The following is a 13498-nucleotide window of genomic DNA, read 5'->3' as shown; positions in this document are numbered from 1 at the left end:
TCGATTTGGCCCGTAGACCGCTGTGTCGGACTTCTGTCCGTTTATGCTTTGTAACCGCATCCATTATAGGAAGCCCCCGAATACCTGAATTTCCGATCATTAATGGCACACTGAACGGAATTTGTTAAGAATTTAACGCAAGCTTCGTTTCTAATGCGTAAACTGATATGACATATTAGAATGATACGAGACCAAATGACCAAAGGGCCGCTACATGCCAGATCAACGCTCAGAAGGGCCCATCCCCAAACCCTCTGACACCTCGCTGACCAAACTGGAAGAACTGCCCGTGATTCTCGCCGACGTGGCGGCGCGATCCCAGGATATGATCCGGGCGTTCAACGAACGCCACGCGGTTGACGCCGAATGGCAAGACACCGCCCGATCCGAGCTGAATTTGACGGAAATCGTCGGACTGCCCGAGACCTTCGCCGAATTGACCCGGCGCATGATCGCCGAGCCGGAGCATCTGGCTCAGGCGCAAATGAAATTTTGGGAAAACGGCCTCAAGCTGCTGGGCTATTTCAACGCCCGTCTGGCGGGTAAACATCCAGATCCGGTGGCCAAGCCCGATCGCGGCGACAAACGCTTTCTCGACCCCGATTGGAGCGAAGACCCCTACTTCGACTTTCTTAAGCAACAGTACCTTTTGTTCTCCAATTGGGTTGAGGACATCGTCGATGGCGCCGATGGTCTCGATCCGCACGAACGGCAAAAGGCGCAGTTCTTCACCCGCCGCCTGACCGACGCCATGGCGCCGACGAATTTTTTGCTGACCAATCCCGAAGCGCTACACGAAACCATCGAAACGCGGGGTGAAAACCTCATCCGCGGGCTGGAAATGGCCATCGAGGACATGGAAAAAGGCCACGGAAAACTGGCTGTGCGCACCACCAAGGACGGCGCGTTCACCATCGGCAAGGATCTCGCCAACACGCCCGGCAAGGTGGTGTTTCGCAACGACTTGATGGAATTGATTCAATACGCGCCGAGCACCGACAAGGTGCGCAAAACGCCCCTGCTGATCGTGCCGCCGTGGATCAACAAATTCTATATCCTCGATCTCGGCGCGGAAAAATCCTTCGTCCGTTGGGCGGTCGAACAAGGCCACACGGTGTTCGCCATTTCCTGGGTCAATCCTGACGAAAGCCTCAAGGCCAAGGCGTTCGAGGACTACTTGGCCGAAGGCCCGCTGGCGGCGCTGGATGCGATCGAACAAGCCACCGGGGAACGCGAAGTCAACGCCATCGGCTACTGCATCGGCGGCACGCTGTTGGCGACCACGCTGGCGTATCTGGCCGCGCACGATCAATCCAAGCGCATCAAATCGGCGACCTTCTTCACCACCTTGTTGGATTTTTCCGATGTCGGCGAATTGTCGGTGTTCATCGACGAGGGCATGGTGTCGCGTCTTGAAGAACACATGAAGGACAACGGCATCCTGTCCGGACGCGAAATGGCCTCGACGTTCTCGTTGCTGCGCGCCAACGATTTGATCTGGTCGTTCGCCATCAACAGCTATCTTTTGGGCAAAGATCCGCGACCGTTCGACATCCTGCACTGGAACGCCGACAGCACCAACATGCCCGCCGCGATGCACGCCTATTACCTGCGCCACATGTATCTGGAAAACCGGCTGCGCACCAAGGGCGGGATCGAGATCATGGGCACGCCCATCGACCTGTCGAAAGTCAAGACGCCCAGCTACTTCCTCGCCACCAAGGACGATCACATCGCGCCGTGGAAGACGGTTTACGAAAGCGCCCGCCTGCTCAAGGGCCCGACCAAATACGTGTTGGCGGGCTCTGGACATGTGGCCGGGGTGATCAACCCACCGTCACGCAAAAAGTACTGCCACTGGACCAATGGCAATAAACCAGACACTCCCGGCGCGTGGCTGGAAGGCGCTTCCCAGCACCCGGGTTCGTGGTGGAACGACTGGAACAAATGGGTCAACCGCTATGCCGGTAAAAAAGACCAAAAACCGCGCACGCCCGGCAAAGGCGGCTTGAAAGCCTTGTGCGACGCCCCTGGCGATTACGTTTTGAAACGAGGGTCATAAGGTTATGACGAACACCCCTGTGGGCAAGAACCACAAAGACCTGCTCAAAGCCGCTGAAAAGCAAATCGTGAGCTTGCAGCAAGAGAACGATGCGCTCAAAGCCGATCTCAACAACATGATCGAGGCGCAAGCGGTCGAGACCGAGCAGATGGTGCAGATGTCCGAACAGCTGTGGAAGCTGGAAGAAGTGCTGCTGTCGACCACGCAGGAAAAAGACGTCGCCTTGATGATGCTGCAAAACCTCAAAAGCAACATGACCCGCATTCAAAGCTACGCCGAAGAAACACTCTCTGCGGTCAAGCAAAACAAAGCCACCCGCCTGACCATGGCGGCCCAGGTCTACGAGATCAAATCCATGGTGGAAACGCTGGGATTGGAAAAGAAGTAAATGAAAAGCGGAGGGGCAAGCCCCTCCGTTTTCGTTTAAACGAACAACGTTCGCAACGATTCCAATTCTGCTTCCACGTTGTCCTCGTCTGCTGCGAAACTCTCATCCGTCACACCTGGAAACTGAACGCAAGTGAATGCGAACAGGCTGGTGCCATCGGGCAAGCCCACGACCCGTGCCGGCCAACAGCCCATTTGATCTTTGCTGGGCCCGCCGCTCATGTCGACGACGCCGGTGCGTGCATCGGCGTCAATGGTGAAATAGATTTCGCCTTCCGATCCGACGACCTTGTAATCGTCGCCTTCGCGTTTCACGTCGCGACAAAAATTGTGCGCCCACTTGGGCAGGTTTTCGATGTTCGACACGAACGCGAACACCCGATCGCGGTCGGCGTCCAGGTGAACGGTTTTGGTGACTGTGTTCATGGTCATTCTCCAATGGTTGCATTGTCTATCGACAAAACCGTTATACTGACACTCTACTGACAACGTGGTGTCAGCAAGGGTGTGGTTGAGTGATTTCATGAGCCGCCGTTCGGACCGACTTTTTCGCATCGTCAATTTCCTGCAAGGACGCAGGCGCGCGGTCACGGCTGCGCGCATCGCCGTCGAATTCGGCGTCACCCCCCGCACCATTTACCGCGACATCCAAGACTTGATGCTCTCGGGCGTACCGATCAGCGGCGAAGCGGGCGTTGGCTATGTCTTGGATCGTTCCTTCACCTTGCCGCCGGTGCAGTTCGACGCCGAAGAGTTGGAGTGCCTAGTTTTGGGATTGTCGATGGCGTGCAGTTGGACCGACGAAACCACCGCCGCCACCGCACGTCAAACCATGGGCAAGATCAAGGCCCTGTTGGGGACACGTCAACGCGAGGCCCTTCAAGGCGTAGCCCTGTTCGCCCCGCACAGTGCGCAAAAAATTCCTTGGCGTGTCGACTTCAGCGCCATACGCCGCGCCATCCGCGTCCGCCAAACCGTTCAAATCGAATACGTAGATGAAAGCGGCGCGCATTCGGTGCGTACCGTTCGCCCGTTGGCCCTCGCATTTTTCGGGTCCGTTTGGTTGATGCTGGGATGGTGTGAACTGCGCGCGGGGTTTCGCAATTTCCGTCTCGACCGTTTGCGCGCATTGACGGTGCTGAGTGAACACTTCCGCGATGAACCGGGTAAGCGTTTGCACGACTATCTCAAGAGCATTCCCTTTCAAGACAATCTTCGGGATTAGCGGCAATCGCGTTCAGTTCGTCACGGTCCGTTCGGCGGGAAACATCAACGTCACCGACGTTCCCTTGCCCGGCGTGCTGTCGATGACCATCTCGCCGCCGTGCATCTCCATCAATTGCTGCGCCAGGGGCAATCCCAAGCCGGTGCCTTCGTAGCGCTTGTTGAGGTGTCGCCCATCGACTTGACCGAAGGGGCGCAACGCAATGTCGATGTCTTGCTGGGCCATGCCGATGCCCGTGTCACTGATCGTCAGCGCAATCGCGCCGTCGACCTTGCGGGCGCTGACTTCGACCCTACCGTCGTGGGTAAACTTGGCGGCGTTGCTGACGATGTTGAGCAGCACCTGTTTGACCCGCATGCGGTCCGCGCGCAGAACGTAGGCATCGTTGCGTTCGAGCTTGTTGTGCAGGGCATTGCCGTTTTTCAAAGCCTGATCTTGGATCATCGCCAGGACTTCCATCACTTCGCGGTCGAGACGAACCTCCTCTTCTTCCAACGCCAACATACCCGCTTCGATCTTCGACAGATCGAGAATGTCGTTGATGATGTTCAACAGGTGATGGCCGCTGGAACTGATGAAATGCGAATACTCTTCGTATTTTTCCGGCAGCTTGCCCATCACCCCCGACGACATCATTTCGGAAAAGCCGATGATCGAATTCAGCGGCGTGCGAAGTTCGTGGCTCATGTTGGCCAGAAAGTTCGATTTCGCCCGGTTGGCTGCGCGCGCATCCATCATCGCCAGTTCGAGATTGTGCTCGACCTTCTTGCGGTCGGTGAGATCTATCGCCACAGCTTGAAAATGCGTCACGCGCCCCTGGTCGTCGAAAAAGGCCCGATTGTTCCAACGCAACCAGCGGTCTTCGCCCGCAGCGTTCTTGGCCATCGCTTCGAATACATTGGCAGGCCGGGCCGGTGTGCATTTTTCCAGCACAGCTAAAATGGCCGTGCGATCAGGCTCGCGGACGTGGTCAATCCATTTATGTCCCACCCACTGTTCGGGTGTACCGCCGAAAAAATCGGCCAAGGCTTGGTTGACGAACACCTCGGTGGTGTCGGGCAGGAAGCGATGGATCAACTGTTCTTCGCTTTCCACCAATTCACGGTAATGCGCTTCGCTTTCGCGCAGCGCGCTTGTGCGCGTATCCAGGGCTTCGATCATGCGATCGTAAGCCAACGCCAAAGTTCCCAGATCGCCGGTATGGTAGGCCATTTCGGAACGCGCCGTCAGATCGCCCTGTTCGACTTTTCTCGCCAACACCGTCAACTTGTCGATCGGGTCGAGCACCAAAACCCGCACCCCCATCCAGCCCATCAGTAATGATGTTGAGGCCAACGCCACCAATAGTGCGAGATGAAGGAATAAGCCCTGCCGGGTGTCGGTCAACAATGGGCTGAGCGGCGCGAAAGCCACGATGTACGCACCTCCCGGAATTCTGTCGATCGAGGAAATGTAGGCGCGGATGTCATCGCCGTTTTCATCGATGAACTGCACCGCGCCATCCTTTTTCCCGATCACCGCGCGACCGAGCGCCGTGTCGAACAGCGACGATCCGATCAGAAATTGGTCGTGAGGGTGACCGGCCATCACCCTGCCCTGGCCGTCGAACACCACCATGCGCTGCCCATCAAGATGAGAAAGCCCCGACAGGAATTCGCTTAACCACGTCAAGCTGAGGCCATTGTTGACGGTGCCTCGAACCTGACCGTCGGCGCCAATAATGGGCTTGGAAAAGACCAGCACCGGTTTGCCCGTCAGCACCCCGAACTTAAAAGGACTGATGGCGAAGGACTTGGTGTTGAACGCTTCGATGATATTGGGAGACGTGCCGACATGCTTGGGCGCACGCAACGTACCGGAACTGCAAACGATGTACTTGTCTGCGTTGACAACCGAAAAATTTGTGTATTTGGGAAACTGTGCCTGGATGTTGTGCAACACCCGCGTACAGGCGAACAAATTTCCGTCGGTCACGGCTTCGGTCGCGATCAAGACCGCCAGGAGGTCTTCGGACGCGTTGATCAAATCCTCGATCTTGTTCGCGGATTCACGGGTCGACACATTGAGATCTTGGGTGATCTCCGCAATCCAGCGCTCTGTTTCTTTGGAACTGTTATAGAAATTGAATCCGGCCAGCGGAACGACCACGGCCAAGATCAACATAAAGACCCTGACGCCTATGCTTTTACGCACGGGTATCTTCGGCGACACCGGCGTTAGTTTCCCCTCACATCAAAATATCTTTTGCCCACGGAGACTCGATCCGGCCTCACTACCGACCGAGTATCCTGCCCCACGCTATCCGCGTCAACGCCAACAGCCGCGAAGCCAGAACATTTATCGCTATTTTGCATATAACTTCAAGCGTTTGCGCATGAATTGGGCGGCGCGGGCCACGGCATCCTTGGACGCCAAGTCATCGGCAAAAGTACGCACGTTGTCGGGGCGAAAATCGAAGCCGCGCCCGACTCCCGGATAGGTAATCAGAGTGACGTCGTGTTTGCGGTCCAGCATCGACTTCACTGCCGTTTCGATGGAACGCTTGCGTTGATATTGCTCGTGCTCGCCGATGAAGATCATCGCCGGAATGGTCAGCGCATCGGCCTCGGAGGCATAGCGATAAACTTGTTCGGGTTCCGGCGCGTTGGGATCTTGCATGTGCGGATAATAAGATACGTAACAGCCGACCGCATCGTCTTGGCGCTTGTACGTCACCGCGACCTTGAGCGTGTAGTAACCGCCGCGGGTGTGGCTATAAAGGCACGCCCTTTTGGTCGAAACATCCGGCAGCGACAACAGATAATCGACGCCGGCGTTGACGTCGCCTTCGGTCGCATAATCGTGTTCGATGGGGCGCGGATCGAGAAAACGCGCCGCGTAAACGTCGGGCGCCAACACCACAAAGCCACGCGCCGCCAAACGCCGTGCATGGCGGTGGATCAAATCCATCCAACCGGCGCGGCCATGCTGAAACAGAACTGCTGGGTATTGCTTATCGTCGTCGGGGCGCAGCACCACGGCAGGCACCTCGACGTCGCCGTTCTTATAGCTAACGACGCGTTCGACAACTTTGTGGTTTTGCACCTCGGGCAGTTGTCCGTCGTCCCACCAGGCATCATCCCACCAACGGGCCTTTTCGTTGGCGATGTTGTGATACGGGGTCTGAAACCCTTCCGCCAAACTTGCACCGGTGATGCCGATCGTCCCGATGGCGCATACGATGGCGGCGATGGTGCACAATGTCTTGGCTTTCATTTCAGATCCTTACCAATGCGGTGGTTTTTGACTGGCTTCGGGGCCGTCGCCGACCTCGTCTTCCAAGGTGATGATGCGGTCTTTGGTGCGCTCGATCTCGCGTTCCAATTTCTCGATGCGCTTCCACTGCTGGCTGACCATGTCGGACAGATCCTGCACCTCGCCGTCGCGATGGGCGAGCATTTCTTCCAGCGCCTGGACGCGGCGTTCCAGTTCGTCACTCATGATCCGCTCTATCCTTTTTTCGTTGTCGCATCGAGCAACTCGCGCGCCGCGGCGCGCACGTCGATGTCGCGTTTATAGGCGCTATCCAGCAGCTCTTGCAACGCGCCTTCGCGTTCGCGCAGCAAGCGTTCGCGCAGCATGTCCTCGGCCGTTTTGATGATGCGCATTTGCAAAATCTGGCGCTTGCGCACGTCCATCTCGCCACTGCTGTCGAGGTGCTCGTAATGGGCCGCGATCTTGTTCGCAAGCTCATGGATGCCCTCGCCCGTTTCCGCGCTGGTGGGCACCACCGGGATCGCCCACGTCTTGTCACCCTTTCCGGGACGGCCCAAATGCAGCATCCCGGTCAAATCCTGAATGGTGCGCGGTGCATCGGGTTTGTCGCTTTTGCTGACCACATGAATATCGGCGATTTCCAATACCCCCGCCTTGATGGCTTGGATTTCGTCGCCAAGCCCCGGCGCGGACACCACGATCACGGTGTGCGCGGCCTGAACGATGTCGACCTCGTCCTGGCCCACGCCGACGGTTTCGATCAACACCACGTCGAAACCCGCCGCGTCCAACACGTCGACGGTGTCGAGCGACGCGCGCGCCAGACCGCCCAGCGCGCCGCGCGTCGCCATGGAACGAATGAACACGCCATCGTCATCGGCGAACCCGGTCATGCGCACCCGGTCGCCCAAGATCGCGCCGCCGGAAAACGGACTCGACGGGTCGATGGCGACGATGCCGACGGTCTTGCCCGCTTTGCGAAATTCGCGCGTCAACGCCGCGACCAAGGTCGATTTGCCGCTGCCGGGAACGCCGGTCAGTCCGACCACATGGGCGCGTCCGGCGTGGCGATGGATGTCCGCCATCAGGGCTTCGGCGTCTGCACTGCGGCCTTCGGCGATGGACATGGCGCGTGCGATCGCGCGGGTCTTGCCCGCCAAAACATCCGCCACCAGCGTGTGCGTCGAAGCGTGGGTATCGTCAGCCATCAAGTCTCGCTTTCGGTCTTTTTGTATTCGTGCGCCAAGGTGACGTAATTGGGCTGCACGTAATTCATCATCTCTCGGTCTTTGTCGTTCACATCGCGCACATAGCGCGCCGGCGATCCGGCCCACATCTGCCCTGCGGGAATGCGCTTGCCCGGCGTCACCAGCGACCCGGCGGCGACCAACGCGCCGCGTTCCACCACCGCGCCGTCCATCACGCAGGCCTTCATACCGACAAAACTGTCATCTTCCAAGGTGCAGGCGTGGATCAGCGCCATGTGGCCGATCGACACCCGATCCCCGATCACGGTCGGGCACGGGCGCGAGACGTGCACCACGGTGCCGTCTTGAATGTTCACGCCCACGCCGATGCGGATGGAATTGACATCGCCGCGCACCACGCAGCCGTACCAGATGCCGCTGTCCGCACCGATCGTCACATCGCCGCTGACCACCGCCGTGCGCGCGACGAAGGCACTGTCGTCGATGTGTGGCGATACGCCGTGATAAGGCAAAATAAGTGGCATGACCGGAACCTTGAATGCTGCGAGGACGTCATCGGGCTGTCCCAAAGTTCTAGCACGCGCACGCGCGGGGAAAAACACCGCGTTGCAGACTCGCGCAAAAGGTGGAGAGCCGATAAAATGATCCCTCATTCGGATGTGCTCATCGAAAAAGGGGAGTAGGACATGGCCACCATCACCCTCGGCCCGATCATCGGTAAAGTGACCCACGACAGCGCACGCATTCTGATCGAAACGGCTTCAAAAGCCACCGTGACGCTTAAGGCCGTCGGTGCCGACCACAGCGGCGAACCGCTCAGCCACACCCTGAAAGCCAAAACCGTTCAACCCTATACACTGACGGGCTTGCGGCCGGACACGCTTTACACGCTCGAAATCGACGGCGCGAATTGTCCGGTGCAGGGCTCCTTCAAAACCCTGCCGCAAAATCCCGAACGGTTGAATTTTGGTTTTCTCAGCTGCAACAAACCCTGGTCTCTGAACGACGATCCGACGGATCAATGGGCATACCTGTTCGACAGCCACGTCAACACCCGAAAAATCGATATTCTGTTGCACTTGGGCGATCAGGTGTACGCAGACCGTACCTTCAAAAAAGCGATGCGGTATCTCGCGAACCGTCCTGCTGCGCGGCGCGATACACCGCCGAACGCCACCGAAAGCAACATGATTTTGAGCATGTATCGCGATGAATACCGGGACAACTGGACCGAGCCGGGAACCCGCCAGGTGCTCGCCAATGTTTCCAACCTGATGATATGGGACGACCATGAAGTCCGTGACGGCTGGGGTGGCAAGCCCCAAGATCACGACCCCAACCACCCCGCCTTTCACATCGGCACCCTGGCCCGCCAAGTCTATCGCGAATACCAACGACAATTGTGGGCCGACGACGACCCCACGGTTCCCAGTTCGACTTACGAAGATCACATGCATGTTTTCGGCACCATCGGCGTGCTGATGACGGACCAGCGCGGCGGCCGCCAGCTTGATGACAGCAGCCCCTATCTGGGCGCGGCGCAATGGCGGCGCATCGAACAAGCCCTGAGCCCCGGCGGTCTGTTCGCCAACACCACCGCCCTGGTGGTCGCAACGCCCGTGCCGCTTGTCTATTACAACACCACGCAAATCAAAAAGTTGCGCAAGTATTCCGACAACGTCGAAGATCATTGGAGCTGGCCGCCCCATGCCGCCGAACAATTGCGCATGCTCAAATGCCTCGCCAAATGGAAGGCCGCCGATTCACGTCGCATTCTCCAGGTCATCGGCGGCGACGTACACTTGGCCAGCAACACGTCGGTGATGAGAAACGGCAAGGAAATTTTCCGTCAAACCGTCGCCAGCCCGATCACCAACCTGCCGAACATCGCGCCGCTGTATGGGGTGATCAAAAGCAACCTCAAAAAAAGCGCCAAAATTGCCGGCAAGTTCACCTGCAAACACGAAAACTTGGTGGCCGTGCGCAATTACGGGGTGCTCAACGTCAAAGCCCCGACCCAAGGCAGCGCAAGCTTCAAGTCGCGGCTGGTGTTTCCCGAACGCGCGTGAGGAAATATCCGCGCGGGATCAAGCGCGCTGATCAAATGCGCTGGCTCAAGACCGGCCCAGCCACGCGCGCATCGCCGCCGTAACGGCGTCGGGTTGTTCCAGCGGGCTGAGATGACCGCAATCGGGAATCACCGTCAAAGTGGCGTTGGCGCCGATACCGTCGACCATTTCCTGGTGCACGGAAGGTGGCGTCATGGCGTCGTCCGCGCCGCACAGCACCAACGTCGGACAATCGATCTTGGCGAGGTCGGGACGCCCGTCGACGCGGTTTAAGATCGCGTTTTGCTGGTTGATGAACCCATCCACCCCGACCCGTTCGGCCATTTGCAAGACGACCTTGGCGATGGCCGGGTCTTGCGCGTGCGCGGCGTTGACCAACTTGGGCAGCAGCTTGGGTGCGATGGCGTCGAAGTGTCCGGCATCGGCTTCCGCCATCAGCGCTTTTCGGGTTTCGCTTTGTTCCGGCAAATCGGCGCGTGCGTTGGTGTCCAACAATCCCAGGTGGGTCACCCGGCCCGGTTCCTGGCGCATGATTTCCTGGGCCACGTAACCGCCCATGCTGAGCCCCGCCAGCGCGAAGTTGTCCGGCGCGTAATCCAAGATCGCGGCGGCCATCGTCTCCATGGTGTTGTCGTCGGCGATGTCGGCGACGTGCACGTCGACCAAGTCGGACAACCCGATCACTTGGTGCGCCCACAACGCCGCGTCGCACAACAGTCCGGGAATGAGGATCAGGGTCTCTCTGGTGCTCATGTGATATTCCTCATTTGATCAATTGGCTGATTTGCTTGAACTCGGGCGTGCCGGAGCGCTTGAGCCATTCGAACAGCACCATTTCCACCGTCACGATGCGTCCGCCTTCGTGGCGGATGCGCTCCAACCCGGCGCGGTGATTTTCACGTGTGCGCGACGCGGTGGCGTCTTCGACCACGAACACCTCGACCCCTTCGGCCAGCAGTTGCAAGGCTGTCTGCAACACGCAAATGTGTGCTTCGATGCCCGCGATCACGGCTTGTTTTTTGCCCATCGCGCGAAAGCGTGCCACAAACGCGTCGTCGGCCACGCACGAAAAGGTGTTCTTTTCCAATGGGCTGCCTTCGGGCATGAAATCTTGCAAATCGTCCACGGTGGGGCCGACGCCTTTTGAATACTGCTCCGTCACCACGGTGGGGATAGACAAGATATCCGCCCCCAGCATCAACTTCGCCGCCCCGACCGGGGCGCGCGCCGGGTCGAACATCACCGGGTTGAGCTTGGCTTGAATGTCGATCACCAAAAGGCAGGAGGTCGCAGCGTCTATCAGCACGGGGTTATGTCCTTGCAAGAAATGTTGTCGTCAGGTCCTCACGTTACCTCCCCCGCGAGCCGTGTGCAACGCAACATCCACACCGTTCGCACAGCGGCGCTCCGTGCTTCTATCCCTTGGTTTCCGTTGACATACGCGTAAGAACGTGTTGTTTATCGCGCCTCCCGAGCGGAGAGGAATTGAGCCCCCAAGCGTCATCTGCGACACTTCTGGGCTGGTATCATGCATTTTTGAGAAAGCACACCTGAGCCCCATGAGTTTTGCCGAGACCGGACTGAGCGAACACGTACTGAAGGCCGTAACCGATTCAGGTTACGACACCCCCACCCCCATTCAGGAAAAAGCCATTCCGACCGTGTTGATGGGGCGCGACATTCTCGGCTGCGCCCAGACGGGCACGGGTAAGACGGCGTCGTTCACCCTGCCGATGATCGACATCCTGTCTCATGGCCGGGCGAAGATGCGCATGCCGCGTTCGCTGATCTTGGAGCCGACCCGCGAACTGGCCACCCAGGTCGCCGAGAACTTCGACAAGTACGGCAAGTACAGCAAACTCAACAAGGCGCTGCTCATCGGTGGCACCGACATGAAGGCGCAGATCAAGATTTTGGACGCCGGCGCGGATGTGTTGATCGCGACCCCCGGCCGTCTGCTCGACATGTTCGAACGCGGCCACCTGATCATGCGCGACGTGAAAATCCTCGTCATCGACGAAGCCGACCGCATGCTCGACATGGGTTTCATCCCCGACATCGAAAAGATCGTCGCGATGTTGCCGCCGCTGCGTCAGACGCTGTTTTTCTCTGCCACCATGGCGCCGGAAATCAAACGCTTGGCCGACAAGTTCTTGATGAACCCCAAGGAAATTTCGGTATCCGCCCCAGCCTCGGCTGCGACCACGGTGACCCAGGGCCTGGCCATCGTACGCCCGACCAGCGAGCACCGCGGCATGGACGGCAAAAAGAAGCTCAAGCGCGACGTGCTGCGCGCCATGATCGACCACGAAGCCGTCAACGACGCGATCATTTTCTGCAATCGCAAGACGGACGTCGCGGCGGTCTATAAATCGCTGCACAAGCGCGGCTACAAAGTCGGCCAGTTGCATGGCGACATGAGCCAACCGGCACGTACCGAAATGCTTGCCGGATTCAAGAACAAAGAGTTCAACCTGTTGGTCTGTTCCGACGTCGCCGCGCGCGGCCTGGACGTGCCGAACCTGAGCCACGTGTTCAACTACGACATTCCCATCAATGCCGAAGATTACGTGCACCGCATCGGGCGCACCGGGCGCGCAGGCAAGGAAGGCCACGCCTATTCCATCGCCCTGCCCGAAGACGGCAAGTTCGTCACCGCCATCGAAAAACTCGTCGGCAAGGAAATTCCGCGTTTGAACATGGATGGCTTCGCAAGTGCGGAGTTGAGCGAAGACGACGGTCGTGGCGGTCGTGGTGGACGCGGTGGCCGTGGTGGCGAACGGGGTGGTGAACGTGGCGGGCGCGCAAAAGAACGTGGCGGCCGTAGCCCCAAACGAGACAGCGAAGCCAAACCAGCGCCTGAGAGTGCAGCAGAACCAGTTAAAGCCGAACCTGTTGCAGCGGCACCTGAACCGGTACCTGCGGCAAGCGAAAAGCCTGCCGAAAAGAAAGAATCCGCCCCGCAGCGTGGCGCTCGAAATGAGCGTTCGGATCGTGGCCAGCGCGGCGGACGCGAGCGCGGAGAACGCGACCGTGGTGAACGGGGTGGACGTGAGCGTGGCGGCCGTGAACGTGGCGCGCGCCGTGAAATCCACAACGAAATTTGCGACGGCCACATGCCGGCCTTCTTGATGCGCCCCCCAAGCGCCCCTTCAAGCGCCCCGGCGGCCAAATCGGAAGAAAAAGCTGACGCGAAGAAAGCCGCGCCGAAAAAGCGCGCGCCCCGCAAAAAGGCAGCACCGAAAACGGAAACACCGGCTTCATCCGAAGACTGAGTTCGCCCCTGAGTTCA

General features: G+C 58.7%; 13 protein-coding genes. 5 read left to right on the top strand and 8 right to left on the bottom strand.

What is annotated here, in order from left to right:
- Nucleotides 1-214: 214 nt before the first annotated feature.
- Nucleotides 215-2062, top strand: a complete 1848-nt coding sequence (gene phaC, locus VIN96_RS03745) for a class I poly(R)-hydroxyalkanoic acid synthase (protein WP_331894095.1) — start codon at nucleotides 215-217, stop codon at nucleotides 2060-2062.
- A 4-nt stretch (nucleotides 2063-2066) separates the two neighbouring features.
- Nucleotides 2067-2450 (top strand): hypothetical protein, encoded by a 384-nt coding sequence (locus VIN96_RS03740; RefSeq protein ID WP_331894094.1) that lies wholly within the window; start codon nucleotides 2067-2069, stop codon nucleotides 2448-2450.
- Nucleotides 2451-2485: 35 nt separating this feature from the next.
- Here VIN96_RS03740 and VIN96_RS03735 read toward each other — a convergent pair whose 3' ends face one another.
- Nucleotides 2486-2875, bottom strand: a complete 390-nt coding sequence (locus tag VIN96_RS03735; protein WP_331894093.1) for a hypothetical protein — start codon at nucleotides 2873-2875, stop codon at nucleotides 2486-2488.
- Nucleotides 2876-2972: 97 nt separating this feature from the next.
- On the opposite strand from VIN96_RS03735, the gene VIN96_RS03730 reads away from it, so the two are divergent.
- Entirely contained in the window at nucleotides 2973-3674 is a 702-nt protein-coding gene (locus VIN96_RS03730) for a YafY family protein (RefSeq protein ID WP_331894092.1), read from the top strand.
- Between the two features lie 12 nt (nucleotides 3675-3686).
- Here the strand turns inward: VIN96_RS03730 and VIN96_RS03725 are convergent, their stop codons facing one another.
- From VIN96_RS03725 to VIN96_RS03705, 5 genes are all read right to left on the bottom strand, one after another.
- Nucleotides 3687-5837, bottom strand: a complete 2151-nt coding sequence (locus tag VIN96_RS03725; RefSeq protein ID WP_331894091.1) for an ATP-binding protein — start codon at nucleotides 5835-5837, stop codon at nucleotides 3687-3689.
- Nucleotides 5838-6017: 180 nt separating this feature from the next.
- Nucleotides 6018-6929, bottom strand: a complete 912-nt coding sequence (locus VIN96_RS03720) for a dienelactone hydrolase family protein (protein ID WP_331894090.1) — start codon at nucleotides 6927-6929, stop codon at nucleotides 6018-6020.
- A gap of 9 nt (nucleotides 6930-6938) precedes the next feature.
- Complete coding sequence (locus VIN96_RS03715) at nucleotides 6939-7154, bottom strand: SlyX family protein (protein WP_331894089.1); 216 nt, start codon at nucleotides 7152-7154, stop codon at nucleotides 6939-6941.
- An 8-nt stretch (nucleotides 7155-7162) separates the two neighbouring features.
- Complete coding sequence (gene meaB, locus VIN96_RS03710) at nucleotides 7163-8137, bottom strand: methylmalonyl Co-A mutase-associated GTPase MeaB (RefSeq protein ID WP_331894088.1); 975 nt, start codon at nucleotides 8135-8137, stop codon at nucleotides 7163-7165.
- Nucleotides 8137-8661, bottom strand: a complete 525-nt coding sequence (locus VIN96_RS03705) for a gamma carbonic anhydrase family protein (protein WP_331894087.1) — start codon at nucleotides 8659-8661, stop codon at nucleotides 8137-8139. Before VIN96_RS03705 ends, meaB begins: the two co-directional genes overlap by 1 nt.
- 162 nt (nucleotides 8662-8823) lie before the next feature.
- On the opposite strand from VIN96_RS03705, the gene VIN96_RS03700 reads away from it, so the two are divergent.
- Entirely contained in the window at nucleotides 8824-10206 is a 1383-nt protein-coding gene (locus VIN96_RS03700; protein WP_331894086.1) for an alkaline phosphatase D family protein, read from the top strand.
- Between the two features lie 45 nt (nucleotides 10207-10251).
- Here VIN96_RS03700 and VIN96_RS03695 read toward each other — a convergent pair whose 3' ends face one another.
- The gene (locus tag VIN96_RS03695; RefSeq protein WP_331894085.1) at nucleotides 10252-10959 is read right to left on the bottom strand and encodes an alpha/beta fold hydrolase; all 708 of its coding nucleotides are present in this window, start codon (nucleotides 10957-10959) and stop codon (nucleotides 10252-10254) included.
- A 10-nt stretch (nucleotides 10960-10969) separates the two neighbouring features.
- Nucleotides 10970-11512: a hydrolase gene (locus VIN96_RS03690; RefSeq protein ID WP_331894084.1), complete on the bottom strand. Its 543-nt coding sequence runs from the start codon at nucleotides 11510-11512 to the stop codon at nucleotides 10970-10972.
- Nucleotides 11513-11765: 253 nt separating this feature from the next.
- On the opposite strand from VIN96_RS03690, the gene VIN96_RS03685 reads away from it, so the two are divergent.
- Nucleotides 11766-13481 carry a DEAD/DEAH box helicase gene (locus VIN96_RS03685; protein WP_331894083.1) on the top strand — a complete coding sequence of 572 codons (1716 nt, stop codon included), beginning with the start codon at nucleotides 11766-11768 and terminating at the stop codon, nucleotides 13479-13481.
- Nucleotides 13482-13498: the final 17 nt, after the last annotated feature.

It is taken from the genome of Magnetovibrio sp. (genome assembly GCF_036568125.1).
Classification (GTDB): Bacteria; Pseudomonadota; Alphaproteobacteria; order Rhodospirillales; family Magnetovibrionaceae; genus Magnetovibrio.
The sequence above is the reverse complement of the archived record's forward strand: the minus strand, read 5'-3'. Positions and strand labels throughout refer to the sequence as shown.